This is a genomic window from Rhizobium sp. USDA 4016 (assembly GCF_056279705.1).
The window spans coordinates 3,485,220-3,510,230 of sequence record NZ_JBWCCY010000004.1; the positions used below are offsets into that span (position 1 = coordinate 3,485,220).

At 60.1% G+C, this 25,011-nt stretch carries 24 protein-coding genes; 18 read left to right on the top strand and 6 right to left on the bottom strand.

From position 1 onward, the window contains the following. Positions 1-19 precede the first annotated feature (19 nt). The 6 genes from ACZ9DP_RS32940 (at position 20) to ACZ9DP_RS32965 (ending at position 6,454) form a co-directional block, all read left to right on the top strand. A complete protein-coding gene (locus ACZ9DP_RS32940) occupies positions 20-1,039 on the top strand; it encodes an aldo/keto reductase (RefSeq protein ID WP_476204801.1) in 1,020 nt (339 codons plus the stop codon). Between the two features lie 10 nt (positions 1,040-1,049). Beyond that, on the top strand, positions 1,050-1,496 hold the full coding sequence (locus ACZ9DP_RS32945; RefSeq protein ID WP_476204802.1) for an RbsD/FucU family protein: 447 nt from the start codon (positions 1,050-1,052) through the stop codon (positions 1,494-1,496). Positions 1,497-1,703: 207 nt separating this feature from the next. Then, on the top strand, positions 1,704-2,690 hold the full coding sequence (locus ACZ9DP_RS32950; protein ID WP_476204803.1) for a substrate-binding domain-containing protein: 987 nt from the start codon (positions 1,704-1,706) through the stop codon (positions 2,688-2,690). Between the two features lie 121 nt (positions 2,691-2,811). Continuing rightward, on the top strand, positions 2,812-4,362 hold the full coding sequence (locus tag ACZ9DP_RS32955) for a sugar ABC transporter ATP-binding protein (RefSeq protein WP_476204804.1): 1,551 nt from the start codon (positions 2,812-2,814) through the stop codon (positions 4,360-4,362). A 31-nt stretch (positions 4,363-4,393) separates the two neighbouring features. Beyond that, positions 4,394-5,368: an ABC transporter permease gene (locus tag ACZ9DP_RS32960; RefSeq protein WP_074066529.1), complete on the top strand. Its 975-nt coding sequence runs from the start codon at positions 4,394-4,396 to the stop codon at positions 5,366-5,368. 66 nt (positions 5,369-5,434) lie between these two features. Beyond that, on the top strand, positions 5,435-6,454 hold the full coding sequence (locus ACZ9DP_RS32965; protein WP_476204806.1) for a zinc-binding alcohol dehydrogenase family protein: 1,020 nt from the start codon (positions 5,435-5,437) through the stop codon (positions 6,452-6,454). On the opposite strand, the gene ACZ9DP_RS32970 is transcribed toward ACZ9DP_RS32965, so the two are convergent. The 3 genes from ACZ9DP_RS32970 to ACZ9DP_RS32980 are packed head-to-tail and all read right to left on the bottom strand — an operon-like array spanning position 6,451 to position 8,821. Next, the gene (locus ACZ9DP_RS32970) at positions 6,451-7,173 is read right to left on the bottom strand and encodes a copper homeostasis protein CutC (RefSeq protein WP_476204808.1); all 723 of its coding nucleotides are present in this window, start codon (positions 7,171-7,173) and stop codon (positions 6,451-6,453) included. The two genes, ACZ9DP_RS32965 and ACZ9DP_RS32970, sit on opposite strands and share 4 nt — an antisense overlap. A 32-nt stretch (positions 7,174-7,205) precedes the next feature. Next, entirely contained in the window at positions 7,206-8,417 is a 1,212-nt protein-coding gene (locus tag ACZ9DP_RS32975; protein WP_476204810.1) for a LysR family transcriptional regulator, read from the bottom strand. 44 nt (positions 8,418-8,461) lie between these two features. Continuing rightward, entirely contained in the window at positions 8,462-8,821 is a 360-nt protein-coding gene (locus ACZ9DP_RS32980) for a hypothetical protein (protein ID WP_476204812.1), read from the bottom strand. Between the two features lie 11 nt (positions 8,822-8,832). On the opposite strand from ACZ9DP_RS32980, the gene osmF reads away from it, so the two are divergent. The 6 genes from osmF to ACZ9DP_RS33010 all read left to right on the top strand — a co-directional run bounded on the left by osmF (position 8,833) and on the right by ACZ9DP_RS33010 (position 15,554). Beyond that, positions 8,833-9,741: a glycine betaine ABC transporter substrate-binding protein OsmF gene (gene osmF / locus ACZ9DP_RS32985; protein WP_239595719.1), complete on the top strand. Its 909-nt coding sequence runs from the start codon at positions 8,833-8,835 to the stop codon at positions 9,739-9,741. A 61-nt stretch (positions 9,742-9,802) separates the two neighbouring features. After that, on the top strand, positions 9,803-10,969 hold the full coding sequence (locus ACZ9DP_RS32990; RefSeq protein WP_476204814.1) for an ABC transporter permease: 1,167 nt from the start codon (positions 9,803-9,805) through the stop codon (positions 10,967-10,969). Continuing rightward, positions 10,966-11,910, top strand: coding sequence for an ABC transporter ATP-binding protein (locus ACZ9DP_RS32995; RefSeq protein WP_022713563.1), 945 nt, complete (start codon positions 10,966-10,968; stop codon positions 11,908-11,910). Before ACZ9DP_RS32990 ends, ACZ9DP_RS32995 begins: the two co-directional genes overlap by 4 nt. Then, positions 11,907-12,656, top strand: coding sequence for an ABC transporter permease (locus ACZ9DP_RS33000; protein WP_476204816.1), 750 nt, complete (start codon positions 11,907-11,909; stop codon positions 12,654-12,656). Before ACZ9DP_RS32995 ends, ACZ9DP_RS33000 begins: the two co-directional genes overlap by 4 nt. A 47-nt stretch (positions 12,657-12,703) precedes the next feature. Further along, positions 12,704-13,099 (top strand): VOC family protein, encoded by a 396-nt coding sequence (locus tag ACZ9DP_RS33005; protein ID WP_194728826.1) that lies wholly within the window; start codon positions 12,704-12,706, stop codon positions 13,097-13,099. 10 nt (positions 13,100-13,109) lie between these two features. Further along, on the top strand, positions 13,110-15,554 hold the full coding sequence (locus ACZ9DP_RS33010) for a glycoside hydrolase family 2 protein (protein ID WP_476204818.1): 2,445 nt from the start codon (positions 13,110-13,112) through the stop codon (positions 15,552-15,554). A 60-nt stretch (positions 15,555-15,614) separates the two neighbouring features. Here the strand turns inward: ACZ9DP_RS33010 and ACZ9DP_RS33015 are convergent, their stop codons facing one another. Then, the gene (locus tag ACZ9DP_RS33015) at positions 15,615-16,004 is read right to left on the bottom strand and encodes a PRC-barrel domain-containing protein (protein WP_074066519.1); all 390 of its coding nucleotides are present in this window, start codon (positions 16,002-16,004) and stop codon (positions 15,615-15,617) included. A 230-nt stretch (positions 16,005-16,234) separates the two neighbouring features. Between ACZ9DP_RS33015 and ACZ9DP_RS33020 the strand changes: the two genes are divergently transcribed. The 3 genes from ACZ9DP_RS33020 to ACZ9DP_RS33030 all read left to right on the top strand — a co-directional run bounded on the left by ACZ9DP_RS33020 (position 16,235) and on the right by ACZ9DP_RS33030 (position 20,180). After that, positions 16,235-17,935, top strand: coding sequence for a long-chain-fatty-acid--CoA ligase (locus tag ACZ9DP_RS33020; RefSeq protein WP_476204820.1), 1,701 nt, complete (start codon positions 16,235-16,237; stop codon positions 17,933-17,935). A gap of 138 nt (positions 17,936-18,073) precedes the next feature. Then, complete coding sequence (gene pgi, locus ACZ9DP_RS33025; protein WP_476204822.1) at positions 18,074-19,699, top strand: glucose-6-phosphate isomerase; 1,626 nt, start codon at positions 18,074-18,076, stop codon at positions 19,697-19,699. Positions 19,700-19,955: 256 nt separating this feature from the next. Further along, on the top strand, positions 19,956-20,180 hold the full coding sequence (locus ACZ9DP_RS33030) for a hypothetical protein (RefSeq protein WP_476204823.1): 225 nt from the start codon (positions 19,956-19,958) through the stop codon (positions 20,178-20,180). A 331-nt stretch (positions 20,181-20,511) separates the two neighbouring features. Here the strand turns inward: ACZ9DP_RS33030 and ACZ9DP_RS33035 are convergent, their stop codons facing one another. Then, positions 20,512-21,543 (bottom strand): IS110 family RNA-guided transposase, encoded by a 1,032-nt coding sequence (locus tag ACZ9DP_RS33035; protein ID WP_476201518.1) that lies wholly within the window; start codon positions 21,541-21,543, stop codon positions 20,512-20,514. Between the two features lie 39 nt (positions 21,544-21,582). Between ACZ9DP_RS33035 and ACZ9DP_RS33040 the strand changes: the two genes are divergently transcribed. Next, complete coding sequence (locus ACZ9DP_RS33040; RefSeq protein ID WP_476204825.1) at positions 21,583-22,395, top strand: HEPN domain-containing protein; 813 nt, start codon at positions 21,583-21,585, stop codon at positions 22,393-22,395. Between the two features lie 269 nt (positions 22,396-22,664). Here ACZ9DP_RS33040 and ACZ9DP_RS33045 read toward each other — a convergent pair whose 3' ends face one another. Continuing rightward, positions 22,665-23,678 (bottom strand): PQQ-dependent sugar dehydrogenase, encoded by a 1,014-nt coding sequence (locus ACZ9DP_RS33045; protein WP_476204827.1) that lies wholly within the window; start codon positions 23,676-23,678, stop codon positions 22,665-22,667. Positions 23,679-24,121: 443 nt separating this feature from the next. On the opposite strand from ACZ9DP_RS33045, the gene ACZ9DP_RS33050 reads away from it, so the two are divergent. Together ACZ9DP_RS33050 and ACZ9DP_RS33055 are read left to right on the top strand one after the other, a co-directional pair. Beyond that, positions 24,122-24,376 carry a type II toxin-antitoxin system HicA family toxin gene (locus ACZ9DP_RS33050; protein ID WP_476204828.1) on the top strand — a complete coding sequence of 85 codons (255 nt, stop codon included), beginning with the start codon at positions 24,122-24,124 and terminating at the stop codon, positions 24,374-24,376. Then, on the top strand, positions 24,373-24,732 hold the full coding sequence (locus ACZ9DP_RS33055; RefSeq protein ID WP_476204830.1) for a type II toxin-antitoxin system HicB family antitoxin: 360 nt from the start codon (positions 24,373-24,375) through the stop codon (positions 24,730-24,732). Before ACZ9DP_RS33050 ends, ACZ9DP_RS33055 begins: the two co-directional genes overlap by 4 nt. The last annotated feature ends 279 nt before the right edge of the window (positions 24,733-25,011 follow it).

Here is a 25,011-nt window from a genome sequence, read left to right on the forward strand (position 1 = left end):
CTTTTCACGGGGAGGGAAGATGAAGACGAGGAAAATCGGCAAGACGGAACTCAAGGTCACCGAAATCAGCTTCGGTGCCGCGGCTCTGGGTGGCCTGTACCGTGCCTGCCCGCGCGAACAGGCAATGGAAACGCTGGAAGCTGCTTGGGCGAGCGGCATCCGCTATTTCGACGTGGCCCCCTGGTATGGCCTCGGCCTTGCCGAGCGCCACGTGGGCGATTTCCTGAGGGCAAAGCCCGAGAGCGAATACGTGCTTTCGACCAAGGTTGGCCGGCTTTTGCGGCCCGTGCCGACTGGAACGGTGCCCGACTATAGCTATGTCGATCCGTTCTCCTTCGATGCCGATTACGACTATTCCTATGACGGCATCATGCGATCGGTCGATTTCAGCTATGCGCGGCTGGGGCTCAATCGCGTCGACATTCTCTATGTCCACGACATCGGCAGCTACACGCACGGTGCGGCGAAGAATGCCGTCCACCTGAAAAATTTTCTCAATTCCGGCATCAAGGCGCTGGAAGAGCTGAAGTCATCGGGCGCGATCAAGGCTTTCGGCCTGGGCGTCAACGAGGTTCCTGTCTGTCTCGATGTCATGCGCAACGCCGACATCGACGCCATCCTGATGGCCGGGCGCTATACCTTGCTCGATCGCTCCGCCGTGGCGGAGCTCCTGCCGCTCTGTCGCAAGAAAGGCACGTCTCTGGTTGTCGGTGGCGTCTTCAATTCCGGCATCCTTGCGACTGGTCCGGTGCCGGGCTCGCATTTCGACTACATGCCCGCGACACCGCACGTGCTTGCCAAGGTGGGCGCGATGGAAGACATCGCCAAACGCCACGGCGTTGTGCTCGCGGCCCCGGCGCTGCAATTCCCGCTCCGCGAGCCAGCCGTTTCTTCCGTGCTGATCGGTACGGCAAAGGCATCCAGCCTCAAGCGCAACATGGAGCTCCTCGAGCCCGCGCTACCCGACACGATCTTCCCTGAATTCGACCACCTGACACTCGTCGCGCCGCCGCTCGGCGAAGATGCGGTGCGCGTTTAAGGACCAGACGATGCTCAAAGGAATTCATCCCGTTCTCAGCCCGGATCTTCTGCGCGCCATAGCGTGCATGGGACACGGCGACGACATTGTCATCGCGGACGCCAACTTTCCCTCGAGCACCATGGGACCGGATGTCATTCGTGCCGATGGCGTAACGGCGACCGAGATGGCCGAAGCGATCCTGACGCATATGCCGCTGGACACGTTCGTTCCGGAAACGGCATGGCGCATGGAGGTCGTCGGTGATCCCGGCGCCATGCCGGAGGTATGCGTCGAATTCCAGGAGATTGTGAACAGGCGGGCTGGCGATTTCCGGATCGCACCGCTTGAACGCTTCGCATTCTACGAGCATGCCAGGAAGGCCGCCTATATCGTCGCGACGACCGAATTCCGGCTGTATGGAAATCTTATTCTGAAGAAAGGCGTCGTGCATCCGCATGAAGTCTATCGCGGCTGAGATTTATTTTAGAATGCAGTTTAATTTATTTAAAAACAGGAGCTTGAGAGTATAGTCGAAACAGCCGCAGCCGGCCTCTAGCCCCTTGCAATTTGAAAAGGCCTCGGCTAACTTCCTTCGGCATCTGTTTTTTATAGATAAAAATCGTCCGCCTGCGTTCAGCGGTCTGGTTTCTTGGAGGAGAACGCACCTGAGAGGAGAACCCACATGCGCATGAAATCCATTCTGTCTCGTCGAGCCTTCACGGCTCTCGCGGGCGCCGCCGTCATCGCAACTGCAATGCCGGTCCCATCCTTCGCAGCCGACGTGACGATCCCGATCATCGTCAAGGATACGACGTCCTTCTACTGGCAGATCGTGCTCGCCGGCGCCCGCAAGGCCGGCAAGGATCTCGGCGTCAACGTCCCGGAACTCGGCGCGCAGGCCGAATCCGACATCAATGGCCAGATCAGCATTCTTGAAAACGCCGTCGCTGGCAAACCCGCCGCCGTCGTCATTTCGCCGACCGAGTTCAAGGCGCTCGGCAAGCCGATCGACGAAGCCGCCAAATCGGTTCCGATCATCGGTATCGACTCTGCCGCCGATTCCAAGGCATTCAAGTCGTTCCTGACGACGGACAACGTTCAGGGCGGCCGTATCGCAGCTGACGGTCTGGCTGCAGCCATCAAGGAAATGACGGGCAAGGAAGAGGGCGAAGTGGTAATCCTCACCAATCTTCCGGGCGTCGGCTCGCTCGAGCAGCGCCGCGAAGGTTTCCTGGATCAAGTGAAGACCAAGTATCCCGGCCTGAAGGTCATTGCCGACAAATACGGTGATGGCCAGGCAACGACCGGTCTCAACATGATGACCGACCTGATCACCGCCAACCCGAACCTCGTCGGGGTCTTTGCTTCCAACCTGATCCTGGGGCAGGGTGTTGGCCAGGCGATCGCTGAAAACAAGCTCGGCGACAAGATCAAGGTCGTCGCCTTCGACAGCGACGAGAAGACCGTCGGCTTCCTGAAGGAAGGCGCGCTGGCCGCCCTCGTCGTACAGGACCCCTATCGCATGGGCTATGACGGCATAAAGACCGCGCTTGCGGTTTCGAAGGGCGAGAAGGTCGAAGAAAACGTCGATACCGGCGCGAACCTCGTCACCAAGACGAACATGAACGATCCGAAGATCGATGCGCTGATCAATCCGAAGATCCAGTAAACACGAGCCAAGGCTGCGCGCGAGAAATTCCGCGCAGCCTTTTCTTCACCTGTGTTATCGTTTTCCCGAGGGGTGCGGATCGCTGGTGGAGGAGACAGCAATTCGTGAGGAGGAGACGTCCATGAGCCTGGAAGAGGTCAGTCATCGCCACGACGACAGCGCGACACTGAAAGAGGCAAACCGCATTCCTGCAGGCTCACCGATCCTCGAGCTCAGGGCGTTACAGAAGAATTATGGCTATGTCCAAGCGCTAAAGCCCGCGACGATGACGTTTCTGGCCGGCGAAATTCATGCGATTGTCGGCGAAAACGGTGCGGGCAAATCAACCCTCATCAAGCTGTTGACCGGTGTGATCAGCCGAACCGCCGGGGAAATTTTCTGGTGCGGCCATCCCGTTGCACTTGCGACGCCGAACGAGGCGATCGCGCGCGGCATCAACGCCGTCCACCAGGAGGTGGTGCTCTGCCCGCACTTGACGGTTGCGGCCAATCTCTTTCTCGGCGACGAAGTCAACCAGTACGGCCTCATGCGAAAGAAGCAGATGGTCAAGATGGCACAGGCCGTCCTCGACGATCTCGGCTTCGGCCTGCCCGCAAATGTCCTGCTGAGTGCGCTCACCATCGGCCAGCAGCAGCTCGTTGCAACGGCACGCGCAGCTATGCGCGGTACGCAGTTCCTCATCTTCGACGAGCCGACGGCTTATCTTACCCGACAGGAATCTGCACAACTCTTCAAGCTCATCCGTCGCCTGCAGGGCGAAGGCGTGACAATCGTCTACATCAGCCACCGCATGGAAGAAGTTTTCGAGCTTGCCGACCGCGTATCGGTGCTGCGCGACGGCACCCATGTCGGCACGCGCGCGATAGGCGAGACGAACGAGGCGGAACTGATTGCACTGATGATCAACCGCTCGATCGAACAGATCTATCACAAGGAAGAAATTCCGATCGGCGAAACGATCCTTGATGTACGCGGGCTTTCGGGGCCTGGTTTCGAGGACGTATCGCTGACCGTGAAGGCCGGCCAGATCGTCGGGCTTTACGGCCTGATCGGGGCAGGACGCAGCGAATTCGCACTCGGCCTCTACGGCCGCGAAAAGACGACGGCCGGCGAAATCCGCTGGATGGGCAAGCAGGTCGATATCAAGAACGAACGCACGGCGATGGAACTCGGGATCGCGCTTGCGCCCGAGAGCCGCCGCGATCAGGGGCTCTGCCTCAACCTGTCTATCAGTCTCAACATTAACTTGCCGGTCTTCAAGAGGCTGAGCAAAGGCCCGGTCATCAGCCACAGCGAGGAATCGGAGAATTCCGACCGGCAGATTCGCAATCTTTCAATCAAGACACCGAGCCGCCGTGTGCTCGCGTCCAGCATGTCCGGCGGCAACCAGCAAAAGGTCGTCATCGGCAAATGGCTCAGCCACGGCGCACGCCTGTTCATCTTCGACGAGCCAACGGTTGGTGTCGATGTCGGCACAAAGGCGGAAATCTACCGGCTGTTTGCCAAGCTTCTGAAGGAAGGCGCAGGCATCATCCTGATCTCGTCCTACCTGCCGGAAGTCTACGAGCTTGCTGACCGGCTGCACGTTTTCCGCCGCGGCCAATTGGTCGCAAGCCACGACTACCACGCCGCGACGCATGAAGAAGTGCTCGGCGAAGCGATCGGCGTCTGAGTAAAAGAATAAGAGGGAGAGAGAAAAACCAATGACTGTAACCCCCACGGAAATCGTCGCCCCGCCGCCGCGCCGAAAAGTGAACATCCTATTTAGCTTGACCCTGATCGGGCTGCTTCTCTTCCTCTGGATCCTCCTCGGCATCGTCACCGTCAGCTTCTGGACGCCGCTCAATATTTCGAACCTGCTGCGGCAGGGCGCGATGACGGCAATCCTGGCGCTCGGCCAGACCTTCGTTATCATTACGGCCGGCATCGACCTATCCGTCGGCGCCATCGTCGGCTTTGCCGGTGTCATCCTCGCGTGGCTTCTGCAGGCAGGGGTCCCGGTGTGGGCATCCGTCGTCATAACGCTGCTGATCGGGGTCGGGATCGGAGCCTTTCACGGCTTCGGCATCGTCAAGATGGGTCTGCCGCCGTTCATCATCACCTTGGCGACGCTGACCTCGTTGCGCGGTATCGGATTGCTCATCACCAACGGATCGACGATCAATATCGTCAACGAGCCCTTCACGAACTTCGCCCGCGCCAACTTTCTCGGCGTGCCGAGCCTCTTCTGGATGGTCATACTCGTTGCGGTTCCGTCCTTCGTCTTCCTGCATCTGAGCCGCTGGGGTCGCTATCTTTTCGCGGTCGGCTCCAACCGCGAAGCTGCCCGCCTTTCGGGCGTGCGCGTCGACGGCATGATCTATCTCGCCTATATTCTCTCGGCGACCTTCGCCGCCTTCGTCGGCGTGCTGCTTGCCTCGCGCATCGCGATCGGCAACGCGACCCAGGCCGACGGGTGGGAACTGCAGGCGATCGCCTCTTCCGTTATCGGCGGGACCAGCCTTTTCGGTGCGATCGGCTCGGTTCATGGTCCGTTGATCGGCGCCTTCATCCTGGCCACGATCAACAACGGCGCGAACCTCCTGAACGTCAACTCCTTCTGGCAGCGTATCATCACCGGTCTGCTGATCATCGTGATCGTCTATTTCGATCAGTTGCGCCGCCGCCGGAGCCAGTGAGATCGAAGAAACATCGTGAAGCCGGTCCAGGACCGGCTTCTTCATGTTCTGAATGCGAGACACATCATGAAAGCAGTGCTTTGCCAGAAGCCCGGCGTGCTCGAAATGGTCGAGCACCCCTCCCCCGGAACGCCTGCCCCCGGCTGGGTACGGCTTGCCGTCAGCCACGTCGGCATTTGCGGCACGGACTATCACATCTTCGAAGGCAAACACCCCTTCCTCGAATATCCGCGCGTCATGGGCCACGAAATCTCGGCAACCGTGCTCGAGGCGGGTGACGGTGTCACGATGACTGCCCGAACGCCGGTGATCGTCAATCCTTACCTTTCCTGCGGCAACTGCATTGCCTGCCGGCAAGACAAACCGAACTGCTGCACGAGTATCAAGGTGCTCGGCGTCCACACCGATGGAGCGTTCTGCGAAGAGATCACCGTTCCGGCCGGCAATCTCTATGCCGCGAAAGGCTTGAGCCTCGAGGCGGCAGCAACCGTCGAGTTCCTGGCGATCGGCGCACACGCCGTCCGGCGTTCGATGGCGCCCGCAGCCTCGCGCTCGCTGGTCATCGGCGCAGGTCCGATCGGGCTTGGGGCTGCAATCTTCTCACGGATTGCCGGACATGACGTAACGCTGCTCGACACCAGTGCCGAACGGTTGCAGATGGCTTCGGAGCGATTCGGCTTCGTCTCCGGCATTGTCGCCAATGACGAAACGGCGGAAGCCGTGAAGGCGAAGACGGACGGCGACGGCTTCGATGCCGTGTTCGACGCGACGGGCTACGGTCCTTCGATGGAGAAGGCTTTCAGTTTCGTGGCGCATGGCGGCGCGCTGGTGCTGGTTAGCGTCGTGAAGGACGACATCCGCTTTTCCGACCCGGAATTCCACAAGCGCGAAATGATGGTCATCGGCAGCCGCAATGCGACGCGCGCCGACTTCGAGCATGTCGCGGATTCGATCGCCAAAGGTCTGGTACCGGTCGACAAGCTGATCACGCACCGCACGACCCTTGCCGACGCGCCGCGCGACCTCCCCCGCTGGACGCATGAAAAGACCGGCCTCATCAAGGCCGTCATCAAAGTGGCCGCTTAAGCCGCGTCGATCGCCTGGCGCATCTGCCGGACGACCGCGACATCGGTTTGATTGGAAGCCGGTGTCTCGAAGCCGAAATAAACGGCACGCGGATCCACGCTTGCTGCCGGCGAACTGCAGGAGCCATGGATCTCGCGGGCGCCCGTTGCGCGCAGAATTTCCGCAACATTGCCGGGGCGCACGCCGCTGCCCGGCATGACCGATATCCGGCCGGCGGCCTTTGCGGAGATATGCTTCAGCGTTTCGAGGCCGTCCATCGCTTTCGGTGTGCAGCCGGAGGTGAGGATGCGTTCGCAGCCAAGCTCGACGGCCTGCTCCAACGCAACATCGGCATCCGGCACGAGGTCGAAGGCGCGATGCAGCGTAGAGCCCAGACCGGCAGCATGCTTTTTCAAGCGGTGGATGAGCGGCATGTCCAGCGTTCCGTCGGGTCGGTTGGCGCCGATGACAATGCCGGCGAGGCCGAAAGCGCGGACGGCATCGATATCCGCCAGCATTACATCCTCGTCCGCTGCATCGAAGATGAAAGGCCCGGAATGCGGACGGATCATCGCGTAGACTGGGATCGGCGCTGAGGCTGCGGCTTTCATGAGACCTGCGACCGGCGTCAGGCCGCCCAGTTCGAGCGCCGAGCAAAGTTCGACACGGCCCGCGCCGCCTTCGATTGCGGCAGCAAGGCCTTTCGGGCTGTCCACGCACACTTCCAGCAAAGCCGGCATCTTCTAATCTCCTTCATCCGCCGACAGCCTCTTTAGGCGACAGCAGCGGTTTTTGCGACAGGCTCCGAGATGATCTTGTGCACGGCTGCAGAAATCATGGCGCAGGCATCCGCCGATGCTTTCCGATGATTGAAGGCGACATGATAGGAAATCGGGATGTGTTCTGCGAGTTCGACAATACGGACGCGATCGGCGATCGGCAACGCGCTGACGCGTCCGAGGAAAGAGACATAGCCGTGGTTCGCGACGAGATCGACGATCACCGGCAGTGAATCCGCCGCCATGATATCCTGGTTGCGAAAGCGGCGGCTTACGGTCCGCTCGCGGCTCAGTGCGGTTGCGGCATCGCCCAGGCCGGTTCGCTCGCTCGGCGTGCAGATGGGATGCTCGGCCACCAGATCGGCGACAGTCAGCCCCGTACTTCCCGGCGGCGCGATTGCGACCAGATCGGTGCGAAGGAGTTCACGATGTCCGAAGCTTTCCAGCTCGAACACCGAATCCAGGATGGCCACGTCGATGCGGCCAGATCTCAGGGCTTCCCGCAGATCATCGGCAGTCATGGAGATCAGCGAAATGGCATTCTTGCTGCGCCCCGCATTCCAATCGGCCACCACAGCGCCCAGGCAGCGCGCAACCCAGCTTTCCGCACCCGTCGGAATGATCGATCCGATACGCAGCGAACGCGCCGCACGCCGATAGCGTTCGTCGGCCGCTGATTTGAGATCATTCCAGGCCTGGCTCACCGCCGAAAAGATGCCGTAGACCCGCCTTCCGTTCTCGGTCAGCGTCGAGCCCTGCGCCTGACGTTCGAGAAGCTGATGACCGACGAACTTCTCAAGGTTGGCGATCTGCAATGAAAGTTGCGGCTGGCCAAGCTGAAGACGCCGGGCGGCACGATTGATGCTGCCCTGATCCGCGACCTCCAGAAAGCGCTCGATCGTCACGAGCTTGATCGGAATGCGCGATGCCCAGCTTTCGAAGGTTTCGGCGCGTTCGCCGGCGAGTTCATAAAGCTGCTCGACCGCGTGCATGATGGGCTGCAGCGCGTCACGCACCTTGCCGCTCGCGATCAGTTTGACGAGTTCACCGGAACTGCGCTTGGTCAACTTGATCGCAAGCTCACTCTCAAGATTGCTGACCGCCGCCGATACCGTGGAGGCCGCGAGCGAGAAGCGCCGCGCGGTTTCGCGAACTGAACCCGAGGAGAGAACGTGGCTGGCGACAAAAAGGGCACCGAGATGCAAGGCATTCTCCGGAAGTGACTGAAAAACCGGACGATATGATGTGTTCACGAAAAAAGATATCCCTGTTCCGGAATTGCCGGGCTATCGTCTTTTCGAGAACAAATCCGGGCGCGGCAGCACAGCCGATAAAGAGCACCGGAGGATTGCGGAAACACGCAAGGGGACAAAAACAAACCGCCGCGGCCTTGCAAAAGGAAATGCAGTTTCGCGCGCGGTGATGCTTTCACGGCCATAATCGCGCCGCGACTGCAGATACTGGAGAGGGGTTGCATCGATTTTTCGAGAGCGCACACTATTTCCATGATGCTCGCATGTCCGGCATGATCGCTTATGCGCTTTGGCCGGCGGATTTCATGCGCGAAGGTTCCCGCCGAGCCCTCGCGACGGTCAAACGGTGTAACCAAGGGGACACTCCATGCTCAAGAAACTCGCGCTTGCCGTCTCACTTTCCGCTTTTGCGGCGGGTGCGGCCCATGCTGCCGACGTCGTCGTCTCGTCGAAGATCGATACGGAAGGCACGCTGCTCGGCAACGTCATTGCGCTGGCGCTGGAAGCCAACGGCATAAAGACGCAGGACCGCATCGCACTGGGAGCGACGCCGGTCGTGCGCAAGGCGATCACGGCCGGCGAAATCGATATCTATCCGGAATATACCGGTAATGCCGGCTTCTTCTTCAACAAGGCCGATGATGCAGCCTGGAAGAATCTCGAGCAGGGCTACGATATGGCCAAGAAGCTCGACTACGATGCCAACAAGATCGTCTGGCTGGCTCCCTCGCCTGCCAACAACACCTGGGCGCTCGGCATTCGCAACGATGTCGCCGGTCCGAACAACCTCAAGACCATGTCCGATTTCGGCAAATGGGTGGCCGGTGGCGGCGATGCAAAGCTTGCAGCTTCGGCCGAGTTCGTGAACTCGGCCGGTGCGCTTCCCGCCTTCCAGACCACCTACGGCTTCCAACTCAAGCCCGACCAGATGGTCGTCCTTTCCGGCGGCGACACGGCAGCGACGATCAAGGCCGCCGCCGACCAGACGAACGGCGTCAACACCGCCATGGTCTATGGCACCGACGGCGCAATCGAAGCGGCCGAACTCACCGTCCTTGAAGACGATAAGAGCGTGCAGCAGGTCTACGCGCCGACCCCGATCATCCGCGAGGACGTGCTGAAGGCGAACCCGAAGATCGAGGAAATCCTCGCTCCGATCTTCAAGAGCCTGACGGCCGACGAACTGCGAAAGCTGAACGCCAGGATCCAGGTCGAGGGCGAGCCGGCAAAGTCTGTTGCCGAAACCTTTCTGAAGGAAAAGGGCTTCCTGAAGTAATCTCCTTACGCTCCGCCCTCATCGCAGGGCGGAGCGGCTGCTTTCCAGACAGGATGGATCGATGGAAGAAACCTTAGCGGTCCGCAAATTGGATCGGCTCGGCGTGGTTCTCGTGGCTGCCGGCATCATCGCCACGGCCCTTTTGCCCTTCATCTATGTGAAGGCAAACCGCATTGCCTCCGGCAAGCCGATGCTGCTTACGCAGCTTCTCGACCACCCTTCCATCATCATTCTAGCCATTCTGCTGGTCGCCACCGCATTTGCTACGCTCTTTGCAAAGAGCGCCCCGTTGCGGCTTGCGATAGCGACGCTTGGCCTGGCAGCACTTGTCGCGGCGATCGGTCTCGTTGCCGCGGCCTTTACTCCACCCAACAGCAATGCGGCGCGCATGACGCCGGGAGGCGGTTTCTGGGTGCTGTTTGCCGTCGTCGGTCTCATCATTTCGGATGCGCTCGTCAAGGTCCGCCTGACGCCGTGGATGCGGGTCGCCGCGCTGATCGGCTACACTGCGCTCTTGGCCGGTTGCCTTTCTTCCGGCTTGCTCGACAGCCTGTCGATCATGAAGGAGTTCGCGACGCGGTCTGCTCAATTCTGGTCCGAGGCGGTCGCCCATTCGCTGCTTGCCCTCGGTTCGCTTGCGATCGCGATCGTCGTCGGCTTGCCGCTCGGCATCTTCTGTTTCTGGGTACCGAAGCTGCGCGACGCCGTGCTGCAGGGCCTCAGCCTGATCCAGACCATCCCGAGCCTTGCGCTCTTCGGCATCCTTATGCTGCCGCTCGGCTATATCGCAACGCATGTGCCGCTCGCAGCGGACTTCGGCATCCGCGGGATTGGCACGGCGCCGGCGCTGATCGCGCTCGTGCTCTATTCCTTGCTGCCGATCGTAGCCAATACGGTCGTCGGTCTTGAGGGCGTTGATCCTTCAGTGCGGGATGCAGCCGCCGGCATGGGACTGACGCGCCGGCAAATCCTGACCGGCATCGATATGCCGCTTGCCTTTCCGGTCATTCTCACCGGCATCCGCATCGTGCTCGTACAGGCGATCGGCCTCGTGACGATCGCAGCGCTCATCGGCGGCGGCGGGTTCGGCATCTTCATTTTCCAGGGCCTCGGGCAGACCGCCATGGATCTCGTCATGCTCGGTGCCGTGCCGACCGTCTTCTTCGCCTTTTCATCGGCCGTCATCCTCGATGCGGTCATAGACAGCATACGGGGATCGGCCGCATGACCATGATCGAGATCAGGAATGTCACCAAACGCTATGGCGCTGCAACCGTCGTCGATGGTGTCTCGATGAGTGTCGAGAAGGGTTCGATCACCGTCATCGTCGGCACGTCCGGTTCGGGCAAATCGACGCTGATGCGGATGATCAATCGGCTAGTCCCGATCACCGAAGGGCAGATCTTCGTCGCCGGGCAGAATGTCATGGACGTGCCGGCAACAGACCTCCGCCGCAAGATCGGCTACGCAATCCAGGGTCATGGGCTCTTTCCGCACCGGACCGTGGCGCAGAATATCGCAACCGTACCGGAACTGCTGGGCTGGGACGCAGCGCGCACCGCCGGGCGCGTCGACGAGCTCCTCGGTCTCTTCAATCTCGATCCGGCAAGTTTTGCCGAAAAATACCCCCATCAGCTTTCCGGCGGTCAGCAGCAACGCGTCGGTGTAGCCCGCGCGCTCGCCGCCGAACCAGAGCTACTGCTGATGGACGAGCCCTTTGGTGCGCTCGATCCAGTTATCCGCGGAAAGGCGCAGGACGATCTTCTGGCGATCCAGAAGCAGTTCGGCACGACCGTCATTCTCGTGACCCACGACATGGACGAGGCCTTCCACCTCGGCAACCAGATCGCCGTCATGAGCGAGGGCAGGTTGCTCCAATGCTCGACGCCGGAAAAGATACTGACCGAACCGGCCGACCCCTTCGTGCAACAGTTGACCGGTACCTCCGACAGGGCCTTGAAACTGATGTCGCTGCTGCCGCTCAAGGCAAGCATGGCGCCCGCCAAGACAGGGCTGCCTTACGCACTGCCGCAATCGATCAGCCTTCGGGACGCTCTCGCGGAAATGATCTGGCAAGGGGTCGAGGAAGCAGCTGTACAAGATGCCGACAGGGCTCCGGTCGGCTCCATCTCCATGACGCGACTTCTCGAACTGGGCCGCAAGGCATGAAGCTTGTCGTCGCCAACCTCTTTCGTTTCGCAGCGCTGGGGCTACTCCTGATCCTGCTTTTCAGGACCGAGTGGCTTTCCTTCATACTGGTGCCACTGACCAGCAACAACGCGCCGCCGGTCTACACGCAAAACAGCCTGCCATCGCTTGCCTTCGGCCACCTCCAACTGGTGGCCGTCTCGATCGTCGGCAGTGCCATTCTGGCGGTTCTGGCCGGCGTCTTCGTGACGCGGAAAAGCGGCGAGGATTTCCTGCCGCTCTCACGCGCGATCGCCAATGCCGGGCAAACCTTCCCGCCGGTCGCCGTGCTGGCGCTTGCCGTTCCGGCCACAGGCTTCGGCGCCGCTCCGACGCTGATCGCTCTCTTTCTCTATGGCCTGCTGCCGATCTTCGAGAATACCGTCTCCGGATTGCGTCAGGTTTCGCCGTCCGTTCTTGATGCCGCTGACGGCATGGGGATGGATGCGACACAGCGGCTTTTGCGCGTTGAGCTGCCGCTTGCGGTTCCGCTCATCCTTGAGGGTCTAAAGGTCGCGACGGTCATCAATATCGGCACGGCGACGATCGGCTCGACGGTTGCGGCAAAGGGCCTTGGCGAGGTCATCATCGCTGGCCTGATCTCCGACAATACAGCCTTCATCCTGCAAGGCGGTCTCATCGTCGGCCTGATGGCCGTGCTGATCTACGATGCAATGGGCCTCATCGAAAGCGCGATAACGCAAAGAATAGGCTTGCGCCCCGCATAGCGGGAAAGCTACCAAGGCTGCCGCAATACCGGCAATGGGAGGCCGCCTTGGCAAAGATGATCCACTCCATGATCCGCGTACTCGACGAGGCGCGCTCCGTCGATTTCTACAGCAAGGTCTTGGGGCTGACAGTCGCCGATCGGGTCGATTTCGAGACCTTCACGCTGATCTATATGAGCAATGCCGAGACCGGATTCGAGCTGGAGCTGACGATCAACAAGGGCCGTACCGCATCCTACGACCTCGGCAACGGCTATGGTCACCTCGCCGTTTCGGTCGATGAGGTCGCCGTCGAACACGAGCGATTGACGAAAGCCGGCCTCAACCCCGGCAAGCTTGTCGAGCTCAACCGCGACGGCAAGCTCTTCGGCCTCTTCTTCTTCATCACCGATCCCGACGGCTACAAGATCGAAGTTCTGCAGCGTCACGGTCGTTTCCAGTAAGAGCACTCCCATGATCGAAAAAGCCGAACTTCACAGCGGCTGGACGCTCTCCTGCAACGATACAGAGCATCCCGGACTGCCCGAATTCATTCCCGCAGCCGTTCCCGGCTGTGTGCATCTCGACCTTCTGGCAAACCGGCTGATCCCCGACCCCTATCTCGACGTCAACGAGATCAGCAACGACTGGATCGGCAGAACGGAATGGACCTATCGCTGCAGCTTCGAAGCCGCCCCTGATGAACGCAAAGTTCATGAGCTGGTTTTCGACGGGTTGGATACGATCGCGACGATCCGATTGAACGGCGAGGAGGTGGCGCGAACCTTCAACCAGCATCGCACCTACCGCTTCGATGTTTCAGCGTTGCTGAAGGCCGGCGTCAACGAACTCAGCGTCACCTTCCATTCCGCCTATGCCCACGGTGCGGAGATGGAGAAGCGTTACGGCTACCGGCCCAACAATTATCCCGGGCCCGGCAACCTGATGCGCAAGATGGCCTGCAATTTCGGCTGGGACTGGGGCCCGACCTTGGTGACTGCGGGGATATGGAAGCCGGTGCGGCTGGAAAGCTGGGATCGGGCACGGCTCCTCGAGACGCGGGTATCGGCGACGCTTGCAGGTGGCGATGGCCTGGTGAAGGTCCATGCCAAGCTGACGCAGCATGGCGCATCGGGTGCCTGCAGGATCGTCGCCGAGATTGCGGGCGTATTTCATACGGTCGAAATTGCGGAAGATGCCGGAGAGGTCAGCTTCGATATCCGCGTTCCATCGCCGCAGCTTTGGTGGCCGCATCATCTCGGCGCCCAGCCACTCTATCCGCTGAAGATCGAGTTGCGCGCTAGCGTAAACGATGACTTACTCGATAGCTATTCCAAGGCGATCGGCTTTCGCTCTGTCCGGCTAGATACTGCGCCGGACGCACATGGCTCAGCCTTCACTTTCATCGTCAACGAGGTGCCGCTTTTCATCTGTGGCGCGAACTGGATTCCCGACGATTGCTTCCCCTCGCGTGTGACTTCGGACGGCTATGTCTCGCGCATCGCCGAGGCGAAGGCAGCAAACATCAATATGCTGCGCGTCTGGGGCGGCGGCATTTTCGAGCGCGATGGATTCTACGAGGCGTGCGACCGCGCCGGGATGCTGGTCTGGCAAGACTTCCTCTTTGCCTGTGCTGCCTATCCGGAGGAAGAGCCGCTTCGTAGCGAAGTGGAAGCCGAGGTACGTGACAATGTCGTCCGGCTGATGTCACATGCTTCGCTCATCGTCTGGAATGGCAACAATGAGAATATCTGGGGCTTCGACGAGTGGGGCTGGCGGCCGATCATCAAGGAGGGCGTTACCTGGGGGCTTGGCTATTATCTCGATCTGCTCCCGAAGCTGTGCGCCGAACTCGACCCCGACCGGCCCTATTATCCCGGTAGTCCCTATTCCGGCACGATGGATATCGCGCCCAATGCGGACGCACACGGGTGCAAGCATATCTGGGATGTGTGGAACGACGTCGGCTACGAGGTTTATCGCAACTACATCCCGCGCTTTTGCTCCGAATTCGGCTGGCAGGCACCGCCGAGTTGGGCGACGCTCGAAGAAAGCGTGCATGACAATCCGCTGACGCCGCAATCACATGGCATCTTCCATCATCAAAAGGCGACACATGGCAACGAGCGGCTGATCCGCGGCCTTGCCGGCCATTTGCCCATACCGAAGACGATGGCCGACTGGCATTTCGCCACACAGTTGAACCAGGCGCGCGCGATCCGCTTCGCCGTCGAGCATATGCGCTCGAATCGCGGCATCTGCAAAGGTGCAGTGGTTTGGCAGTTCAACGATTGCTGGCCGGTAACCTCCTGGTCCGCACTCGATTCCGCGGGGCGGCGAAAGCCGCTCTGGTATGCCCTGCAACAGACTTTCGATCCGCGCCTGCTGACGATCCAGCCGCGGGGAGACAAGCTCGCCGCCATAGCCGTCAACGAGCGGACACTTTTCTGGCGGTCGAAAATCAGCGGCAGGCGCATGAAGCTCGACGGGACGGTGCTTGCCGAATTCGAATTCTGGCGACTGCTCTGCGACAGGTTCGAAGCCAAGGAATTCATCCTGCCGGACGACATCGCCACTCCAGATGCGGCTGATGACGAGGTGGTCGTCGTAGAGATGCTCGACAAACGAGCCTTCCACTATTTCGTCGAGGATGTCGACCTGAAGCTGCCGAGGCCGCAGTTTGGCGTCGCAGTCACGTTTGGTGTCGACGGCTGCGAGGTGAAGGTCACGGCCAGAACTTTTCTGAAGGATCTTTGCCTGATGGCCGACCGGCTCGATCCGACTGCGGTGGTGGATTCCATGCTTGTGTCCCTGCTGCCGGGCGAGAGCCACGTTTTCACGCTGAAGACGAAGAGGCTGATCTCTTCGAACGATATCGTCCCGGGCGTGGTTCTTCGCTCGGCCAACGATCTCCTTTGAACACACCAAAAAGGCCCCGCCAGCCGCGGGGCCCTTTCCGGCTCGTTCGCGCGAACGACGTTACATCCAGTAAGGTGGCACGCCGTAGTAGTCATAGATTCGGCGGCTATTATCGTTGTACCAGTTGTCGTCATCGTCCGCGTAGCTCGGCGCGTTTTCGATCTCCTCCTTCGTGAGGTCGATACGGTAGCCGTCAAGCTGCGTGTCGTAGTTCAGCTTTTCCCAAGGCAGCGGGTAGTGGTCGTTGCCGATACCCAGGAAGCCGCCAAAGCTCATCACGGCATAGGCCACGCGGCCGTCCTGCTTTCCGATGATCAGGCGCTCGATCGAGCCGATGTGCTTGCCATCGGCGCCATAGACACGAGTGCCCTCAACGCGGTCACTTGCAATCAGCGACGGAGTATCCTTCACATTGGGATCGCGGCTGACATCAGCCTCTTCATTGAGCATTTCTGCTTCTCCTCACCTGTCAGTCATGGAAATAAAACGTGTCTTCGAACTCAAAAGTTCCCGGATTACCGGAGCGCCGGAAGCACGTTGACGTTTACGTCAAAGTTAGTGTAACTCTAATCCAGCTTGAACCGTTCAAGCATTGGCATAAGCTGCCCTTCGGAGGATGGAGGATCATCCGACCGGCAGCCGCAGACCGGCATCCGTTGCCGGATAGGGAGAGAGACACGATGAGCAGCATTTCCGTCCATCCAGGTGGCTCGAAGCGGGAAAAACCCTGGCTTGCCGCCTATCCCGCGATCGTTCCGGCCGCACTGCCGCCGCCGGAGCATGAATCGCTGGCGGATCTGCTGGACAAATCCTGCGGGACCTATGCAACCCGTGTTGCCTTTTCGAGCATGGGCAAGACGCTCACCTATCGGGAGCTTGGAGAGCAGACACGCAAGGTCGCAGCCTGGCTGCAAAGCATCGGTCTTCAGAAAGGCGATCGGGTCGCCGTGATGATGCCGAATGTGCTGCAGAACCCTATCGCGGTCTACGGCATCCTGCGCGCCGGCCTGGTCGTCGTGAATGTCAATCCACTCTATACGCCGCGCGAACTGGAACACCAGCTGCGCGATTCAGGCGCCAAGGCGATCTTCGTACTGGAGAACTTCGCCCGCACGGTCGAACAGGTGCTGGCAAAGACCGATGTGCGCCATGTGGTGGTGACTTCGCTTGGCGAAATGCTGGGTCCAAAGGGACTGATCGTCAATTTCGTCGTCCGCAAGGTGAAGAAGCTGGTCCCCTCCTGGTCGATCCCGCAGCACAAGACATTCAAGCAGATCTTGGGCGAAGGTGCACGCAAACCGCTGCAACCGCCGGCCATCAAGGGCAGCGATATCGCCTTCCTTCAATATACCGGCGGCACCACGGGTGTGGCCAAGGGTGCGGTGCTGACACACCAGAACCTGCTTGCCAACAAACGGCAGCTGCAGCTTTGGCTGAAATCCGCTTTCGAGCTCAAGAAGCAGCCGGACGTGCTCAACTTCATGTGCGCACTGCCGCTTTATCACATCTTCGCGCTAACGGTGAATTCGCTGATGGGTATGTCGCTCGGCGCGCGCAACATTCTGATCGCCAATCCGCGCGACATTCCGGGCTTTGTCAAAGAATTCGGCAAGTCGAACGTCCATATCTTCCCCGGCCTCAACACGCTGTTCAACGCGCTGATGAACAATGCCGATTTCGCCAAGCTCGATTTCTCCTCGCTCATCATGTCGCTCGGCGGTGGCATGGCGGTGCAGCGGCCGGTCGCCGAACGCTGGCTGAAGATGACGGGCTCGCACATCACCGAGGGCTACGGCCTTTCCGAGACCTCGCCGGTCGCAACCGCCAACCGCTTCGATTCGCCGGAATTCACCGGCTCGATCGGCTTGCCTCTCCCCTCTACCGAGATCGACATCCGCGATGAAAACGGCAATTCTCTGCCGCTCGGGGAGATCGGCGAGATCTGCATCCGCGGTCCGCAGGTGATGGCCGGCTACTGGCAGAAGCCGGAGGAGACCGCGAAGGTGATGACGGCGGACGGCTTTTTCCGCAGCGGCGACATGGGCTTCATGGACGAGCGCGGCTACACCAAGATCGTTGACCGCAAGAAGGACATGATCCTGGTTTCCGGTTTCAACGTCTATCCGAACGAGATCGAGGAAGTCGCCGCCATGCACCCGGGCATCATCGAGGCCGCCGCGATCGGCGTGCCGGATGGCCATTCCGGCGAAGCGGTGAAACTTTTCGTGGTGCGGAAGGACCTGGCGCTGACCGAGGCCGATGTGAGGGCCCATTGTGCCGCCAACCTCACCAACTACAAGCGTCCCCGCCATATCGAATTCCGCACCGAATTGCCGAAATCGCCGGTCGGCAAGATTCTGCGCAAGGACCTGCGCGGCTGATTTTGACACCCGCATGAAATTTGAAGCCATCCGCCTGTGCGCGGGTGGCTTTTTTGCATTCCGGCGGTGGCTGAACTTGATTTACGCCCTACAAAGCGAATAGTTTCCGCAACCCTTTCCGCCTTCAAGGAGCCTCCCATGAATGTCATCGTCGAACAGCTGAAGAGCACTGCGGCCGCCACGAGGGCAACCGATATCCGCGACGCCTTCGCGGCCGATCCGCAGCGCTTCTCGCGCTTCACCGCCTCGCTCGACGACCTTTTGATGGACTATTCAAAGACCGCCGTGAACGACGAAATCCTGGCGCTTCTTGTCAAGCTCGCAGAAGAAGGCGGTGTGGAGAAGAAGCGCGAGGAAATGTTTTCCGGCAAGGCGATCAACTTCACAGAAGACCGCGCCGTTCTACACACTGCGCTTCGCAACCGCTCCAACACCGCGGTGCTGGTCGACGGCAAGGATGTGATGCCGGAGGTCAACGGCGTTCTCGCCGCCATGGGCAAGTTCGCCGACGGCATCCGCTCCGGCGCGCTGAAGGGCGCGACGGGCAAGCAGATCACCGACGTCGTCAATATCGGGATCGGCGGCTCGGACCTCGGCCCGGTCATGGCGACCCTGGCGCTCGCGCCCTTCCATGATGGCCCGCGCGCGCATTTCGTCTCCAACATCGACGGCGCCCATATCGCCGACATCCTGAAGCAGGTCCAGCCGGAAACGACGCTCTTCATCATTGCCTCGAAGACCTTCACGACGATCGAGACGATGACCAATGCGCAGACGGCGCGCAATTTCATCGCCAAGGCGCTGGGTGAGGCTGCGGTGCAGCACCATTTCGCGGCCGTCTCGACGGCGCTCGACAAGGTCGCCGCCTTCGGCATCGCGAGCGAACGCGTCTTCGGCTTCTGGGATTGGGTCGGTGGCCGCTATTCCATCTGGTCGGCCATCGGCCTGCCGCTGATGATCGCGATCGGACCGGAAAACTTCGGCAAGTTTCTCGACGGCGCGCATGCAATGGACAACCATTTCCGTAAGGCTCCGGTTACCGAAAACCTGCCGATGCTGCTCGGCCTCATCGGCTTTTACCATCGCAATGTGCTGGGGTATCCCACCCGTGCGATCCTGCCCTACGACCAGCGCCTTTCGCGCTTCCCGGCCTACCTGCAGCAGCTCGACATGGAATCCAACGGCAAGGGTGTGACGATCGACGGCACGCCGGTCGAGAGCAATTCCGGCCCGGTGGTCTGGGGCGAGCCTGGGACCAACGGCCAGCACGCATTCTTCCAACTCATCCACCAGGGAACGAGCATTATTCCCGGTGAATTCATGATCGCCGCCAATGCCTTCGAGCCGGAACTGCGCCACCAGCACCAATTGCTGATGGCCAATTGCCTGGCACAGTCCGAAGCGCTCATGAAGGGCCGCACTTTCGAGGAAGCCAAAGCGCAGCTCACAGCCAAGGGGATGGACGACAAGAAGGCCGATTTCATCGCGCCGCACCGGGTCTTCACCGGCAACCGGCCGTCGATCACCTTCGTCTATGACAAACTGACGCCCTATGCGCTCGGCCGCCTGATTGCCCTCTACGAGCATCGGGTATTCGTCGAAGGCGTGCTCTTCCGCATCAACTCCTTCGACCAGTGGGGTGTCGAGCTCGGCAAGGAACTGGCGACCGGCCTGCTGCCGGTCATTGAAGGCACTGAGAGCGCGGCAGGACACGATAGCTCGACTCAGGGGCTTGTTGCAGCATTGGCGAAACTCGCCACGTAAGATGACTTGGATCCTTTGGGTTGCGCCCCTCGGCGATAGCTGTCGGATCCTCCTCCCAGCGGATGTGAGGAGGTATCTCGCCGAGCGGGCCGGCGTTGATCCGAACCGCAAGAGAAGCCCGCGACAGTGAGATTTTACGCCGGAGACAAGGACAACCCTTTTCGCTTTGCGGGGAGCGGTGTACCAGAAATATGGTTGTAATCCATAAACGTGCGCGTAAAGAGTTTAGATGCGCAACAACCGATGAGCCGCTACGATGGATACGATTCCCACCGAAGGCTTCGACGCGGCAGTGACCCTGACAGACCATCTCGACCATCTGCCTGACAAGAAGCGCCGGGAGCTCGCCCGTATTTTGCAAATCCTGTTTTTCGAGATCGAGCAGTTCCGCGCTACCAAGCTGTCCGGCAAAAAGGCGGCCGGCAAGGTTCTCAAGGTTGTTCTTTACGGCTCCTACGCCCGCGGCGACTGGGTTGTCTAATCGCGTTCCCTTAGTCAAGGTCGTCTGGGCACTCGCCATCTTGCCGTGTTGCAGAATAGGCAACGCGGCGTGAATGGACTGTTTGGATCGGGCCTCAGCGGCCATATTTTCTTCAGAGCTGTCCCGCGCCGGGAGCAGGGTTGTCTCCGCGGTCGACAAATGGTCGCCGCACAATGGGTCTTCGCAGGTAGGATCTTCCTATGTCGAGGGCGCAGTCTCGAACGAGCTGCAGCCCAGTGCAACGGAATGATCGAACCCACGTCCGCAGCAGGGGACGCTCAGTGCCTCAAATCAGATTTGACGCGCTGAGGGAAGAAGGCTGACACTTCGCTTATGCGGTGGCGCCAGCCAATGTGTTGAATACCTCTCCTGTTTTGAGCATGCTGTGCATGATGACCGCAAGCTTACGCGCGACCGCCACCGCAGCGCGCTTGAAGCCCAACCGCTCCCGCAGCTTAAGCCCCCAGCTCTTGAGACTGCTGTCGTTCCTGGCGCTGGTTCTTGTGAGGATCACCGTCGCCGCTTCATAAAGCAGTCCCCGCAGGTGGTTGTCGCCTCTTCGCGAGATGTGGCCATCATAATCGACCTCGCCTGACTGGTAGCGCCGCGTTGTAAGCCCGAGCCAGGCGCCAACCGAGCGCGACGTTCGGAAGTTGTCTGGATCTTCAATCGCGGCGACATAGGAGACCGCCGTGACGGCGCCGATCCCCGGGATCGTCATCAACAGCTGCGTGGCCTGGCTCTCCCGTGCCGCTGCGAGCAGCTGGCGATCAAGATCGGCGGCGCGCTTGCGGATGTCGCGCCACGCCTCAAGCAGAGGCAATATGATCCGTGCCAGGCCGTCATTCCCATCCAAGAGCTCCCGCACATTGCCATCAAACACCCGACCTTTTCCGTTGGGGACGATAAGACCGAACGTCTTCATCAGGCCGCGGATCTGGTTGCTGAGCTGGGTTGAGATGCTCAAGAGCTGATTGCGAGCCCCGACCAGCGTGCGCGTCAGCATGCTGTCGAACGATTTTACCCGAACCGCCTTGTAGAAGCCGGCTTCGGCCAGCTGCGCCAAGCCATCCGCATCATTGGCATCGGTCTTGTTGAGCGTCTCGTCCAATACCTTTTGCGCGTGCCGCGCTTCAATACAGATAGCCGGAATCCCCTCCGCCGTCAGTCCGTGATAGAACCACGTCGACAGCGGCCCCGTCTCGAATACGACGCGCCTGGCGTTTGGGGCGTGCTTGCGGATCATCTGCGCTAGAAGTTTTGGATCCGAAGGACACTTCCCCCGCCAGATCCGCTTCCCGTTTTCTCGGATCGAGATCGCGGTATCTTTCAATGAAACATCAAGCCCGATATATTGGTCCATGGTTGCTCTCCGTTCGATGCCTTGGGCCCGGTTCCAATCGTGAGCCCGTTTTTCCATCATATCGGGGGCAACCACCCCCGCCAGCCATCATCGTATAAATGGCTGAGGGTGATCGCGCCGCGATTACTCCATGTCGAGGATCGCTCAAGCGGCTACCGCTCCGACTATGACCTTCTCATCGTCGTCAACACCAAGAGCTTTGCCGAGGAGCATGAGCTGTGGGAGGCGCTGGAGGAACGGCTGTTGCAGGAACAGATCAGCCACCGGATCGAAACGCCGGCAATCCCGATCGTGCACTGCCTGGCAGACGTCAACGACCAATTGGCACGCGGCCGACCGTTCTTCACCGACATCGCCAGGGACGGGATCGTGCTCTACGAGGAGCCCGGCCATCCGCTTACCCAGCCGAAGGCGCTGACACCAGAGGAGGCGAAGGCCGAGGCGCAGCGGTATTTCGATCAGTGGTTTCCGACCGCCTGCCATCGTTTTGAACTTGCAGAGATTGCAGCTGCGAAAAATTACTCCGTCGAGGCAGCCTTCGACCTCCATCAGGCCACCGAACGCTTCTACCATTGCGTCTTGTTGACCCTGACCCTCTACAGCCCGAAGTCTCATCGGATCAAGGTACTGCGCTCGCAAGCCGAAAGCGCCGATGCGCGGCTGGTTTCCGCCTGGCCGCGCGACACTCGCTTTGCCCGCCGCTCATTCGAGCTGTTGTCGCGCGCCTATGTCGAAGCGCGCTACTCGTCGAATTACACGATCAGCAACGAAGAGCTGCAATGGCTTGTCGCGCGCGTAAAGGACCTGCAGGCGCTTGTGGAGACGATCTGCAAGGAACGTCTTGGCGCATGAAGTCAGATCTCAGTATGTTGAGTGGTGCGAAAAGAACAGTTCCAAACTAGGCATTGTGCGGCTTTCGCAACACAGAACGAGAACATGTTCACCGAACGGACCATCGTTCAAGGTCGCATAAGGCGCAATGCGCAACCGGTGTCGGGAGGGTTTCGCAGCGTCTCGAAGTCCGCGGCAAGCTCGCCAATCTTGAACCCGACTACCTCGAAGCGCTCATCCGACCACTACGCCGTCAACCTGACGGGTCCCCTCTAAGGAACCCTCGGACGTCACCGCCTGAAGACGTAAATCGCGCCTCCGGCGTCGTCGGATACGAGGACGGAACCGTCCGGCGCTTCCTTGACGTCCACGGGCCGTCCGACGCCTCTGGCGAAAGTCGTCGCGGAGACGGGGCGTCCCCCTTGGAAGCGCACCCGCACTACCTGACGGCCGACCGGAACAGACCTGTCCCAACTGCCGTGCTCGGCAACCAGGGCGTCGCCGCCCAGGCTGCGGAAAAAATGGATTCCCAAGGTTGCGACATGTGCCTGAAAGTTGAAGACGGGCGAAATCTGCCGCGCGGGCGGCGGCGCGTCCTCGAACCCTTTGAGCCGGATCTGGCCTCCGAAAAAGGGAAAGCCGTAAAAGCCGCCGGGCTGCAGCGCGTTCAGCTCGTCTGGTGGGATATCGTCGCCCATTCGGTCGGCGCCGTTGTCGGTAAAGAACATCGTGCCGCCGCGCCAGTCGAAGCCGACCGAATTGCGCACACCCCAGGCCACTCGTCGAAGGTCGGACCCGTCCTGGTCCATGCTGACGATCGTGCCTTGCAGCCCGCGCGGCAAGCAAATGTTGCAAGGCGATCCCAACGAGACATAGAGCCGGGAATCGGGACCGACGGCGATATAGCGAAAACTGTGGGCTCCCGAATTCGGCAAGTCTCGACGAATATCACGCCTACCGCTCAGAGCGCCCCCACGCCCGATGTTGAACGCGGTTACGCTGTTTCTCGAAGCGACGAACAAACGACCGCGGGAGCATGCGACTCCGTTCGGAGCGGAGAATCCGGAGGCGACCCGCCGGGCGCGACCGCCGGAGAATGGCACGGCATAGACCGAGGAACCTTTGGTTCCAACGAACAATATGTCGCCGCAGACCGCCATTTCGCGCGCGGCGGGAACACGTGCGAGCAGCTCGGCGCGCGCCGGGCCGAGGGCCACGCCGGAGGCGACGGTCGCGACGGAGGCGAGCGCGAGAAATCCAATTCTAGCGGAGAGAAATCCGGCTTTAGGGGAAAAGACGTTCATCGGCGCCCTCCGAATACAAGCTGAATTGCTGGAAGGAATTGGAGCGGCTAAACTTCGTTTCAAGACGGAGCCCAGGCCTCACGGCGAAGTGATCTCCTGGATTGATGGGCGGCTCGGCCGCGGGCGTGGCGAAGCGCTCCAGAGCTGCCTGTCGCGCCGACGAGAACGTCAGGGCCGGCTTGGATGGAAGTTTGCCCTTTGTATTGCTTGCCGGACTGGATCGATCGCGCCAAGAGGCAACTCCGATCCCTCGCCTTGAAAAGATTCGAGCTGCAGACCCCTGATAACACCGATGCCGGCGAGAACGTAGTCACGAGCCTATTCTTCGAATTGATCGACTGCCTCATAAGGGCGATTAGAAAACTATGGACCCATAGTTCTAGCCTGCTTGGGCTGCCGAATATGTGCTTGCATAATCAGCAAGCGCCTATATATTTGCTAGCATGAACAGCAAGCAGAGAAAGACTCTGGCGGCCGTCTTCAAGGATCCGGTCTCTGGAACCATTGAATGGATGGCAATCGAGAACCTGCTTGTAGCTGCCGGGGCGAATGTAATCGAGGGAAACGGCTCTCGCGTTAAGTTCGAAAAAGACGGCATCATTGCGAGCTTCCATCGACCTCACCCGGACGAGGAAGCGAAGCGCTATCAGGTGCGCGATGCTCGCGAGTTCCTGACCCAGATTGGAGCAACACCATGAACACCATGACTTACAACGGCTACCACGCTCGCATCGAATTTGACGCTGAGGATGAAGTATTTTTTGGCAAGATTGCAGGTATTTCCGATGTCATCGGCTTTCACGGTGACAGCGTCTCTGAAATTAAGAAAGCCTTTCATGAGGCTGTCGATGATTACGTCGAGACATGCAAGACAATAGGAAAAGAGCCTCAGAAACCCTATTCTGGCAAGATGATGTTTCGTGTCGCTCCTGAAGTGCACCGCCGAGCAGCTCTTGCTGCCGAGCTTTCAGGAAAGAGCCTCAATCAGTGGGCGGAAGAAGCACTCGAAGAAGCCGCCGAACACTTTGTCGAGGCTCGTCTATCGGCCCAGTAGATGTAAATGCGAATGACTCGTTTGTCCGTCGAATTGGCCACGTAAGTCCGTTCGACGAGATGCTGTGTCTGCTCTGCTCCTCGGCTCGCCCTTGTCGCGGCTGCCGGTACACGACGGGTCTCCCTGAGCCTGGCATCCCGTTTAGGCATTGTGCGACTTTCGAAGCCTAAGACGATCTGAGGGTGTCTTATTTCACCTCCTACCAATTCTCCCTGGGACCATATCGGTCTGACGTTCGACGATCCCGACGCTATCGGATCGTGCTTCAAGATCTCGGAT

Bases quoted from the DNA above. Each gene is read 5' to 3' on its own strand.
- ACZ9DP_RS33020 (WP_476204820.1), top strand. From the start codon at position 16,235: ATGAGCAGCATTTCCGTCCATCCAGGTGGCTCGAAGCGGGAAAAACCC.
- ACZ9DP_RS32965 (WP_476204806.1), top strand. From the start codon at position 5,435: ATGAAAGCAGTGCTTTGCCAGAAGCCCGGCGTGCTCGAAATGGTCGAG.
- ACZ9DP_RS33015 (WP_074066519.1), bottom strand. From the start codon at position 16,004: ATGCTCAATGAAGAGGCTGATGTCAGCCGCGATCCCAATGTGAAGGAT.
- ACZ9DP_RS32945 (WP_476204802.1), top strand. From the start codon at position 1,050: ATGCTCAAAGGAATTCATCCCGTTCTCAGCCCGGATCTTCTGCGCGCC.
- ACZ9DP_RS32960 (WP_074066529.1), top strand. From the start codon at position 4,394: ATGACTGTAACCCCCACGGAAATCGTCGCCCCGCCGCCGCGCCGAAAA.
- ACZ9DP_RS33010 (WP_476204818.1), top strand. From the start codon at position 13,110: ATGATCGAAAAAGCCGAACTTCACAGCGGCTGGACGCTCTCCTGCAAC.
- ACZ9DP_RS32955 (WP_476204804.1), top strand. From the start codon at position 2,812: ATGAGCCTGGAAGAGGTCAGTCATCGCCACGACGACAGCGCGACACTG.
- ACZ9DP_RS32990 (WP_476204814.1), top strand. From the start codon at position 9,803: ATGGAAGAAACCTTAGCGGTCCGCAAATTGGATCGGCTCGGCGTGGTT.
- ACZ9DP_RS33000 (WP_476204816.1), top strand. From the start codon at position 11,907: ATGAAGCTTGTCGTCGCCAACCTCTTTCGTTTCGCAGCGCTGGGGCTA.
- ACZ9DP_RS33055 (WP_476204830.1), top strand. From the start codon at position 24,373: ATGAACACCATGACTTACAACGGCTACCACGCTCGCATCGAATTTGAC.
- ACZ9DP_RS33030 (WP_476204823.1), top strand. From the start codon at position 19,956: ATGGATACGATTCCCACCGAAGGCTTCGACGCGGCAGTGACCCTGACA.
- ACZ9DP_RS32940 (WP_476204801.1), top strand. From the start codon at position 20: ATGAAGACGAGGAAAATCGGCAAGACGGAACTCAAGGTCACCGAAATC.
- pgi (WP_476204822.1), top strand. From the start codon at position 18,074: ATGAATGTCATCGTCGAACAGCTGAAGAGCACTGCGGCCGCCACGAGG.
- ACZ9DP_RS33050 (WP_476204828.1), top strand. From the start codon at position 24,122: ATGAACAGCAAGCAGAGAAAGACTCTGGCGGCCGTCTTCAAGGATCCG.
- osmF (WP_239595719.1), top strand. From the start codon at position 8,833: ATGCTCAAGAAACTCGCGCTTGCCGTCTCACTTTCCGCTTTTGCGGCG.
- ACZ9DP_RS33045 (WP_476204827.1), bottom strand. From the start codon at position 23,678: ATGAACGTCTTTTCCCCTAAAGCCGGATTTCTCTCCGCTAGAATTGGA.
- ACZ9DP_RS33035 (WP_476201518.1), bottom strand. From the start codon at position 21,543: ATGGACCAATATATCGGGCTTGATGTTTCATTGAAAGATACCGCGATC.
- ACZ9DP_RS32950 (WP_476204803.1), top strand. From the start codon at position 1,704: ATGCGCATGAAATCCATTCTGTCTCGTCGAGCCTTCACGGCTCTCGCG.
- ACZ9DP_RS32995 (WP_022713563.1), top strand. From the start codon at position 10,966: ATGACCATGATCGAGATCAGGAATGTCACCAAACGCTATGGCGCTGCA.
- ACZ9DP_RS32970 (WP_476204808.1), bottom strand. From the start codon at position 7,173: ATGCCGGCTTTGCTGGAAGTGTGCGTGGACAGCCCGAAAGGCCTTGCT.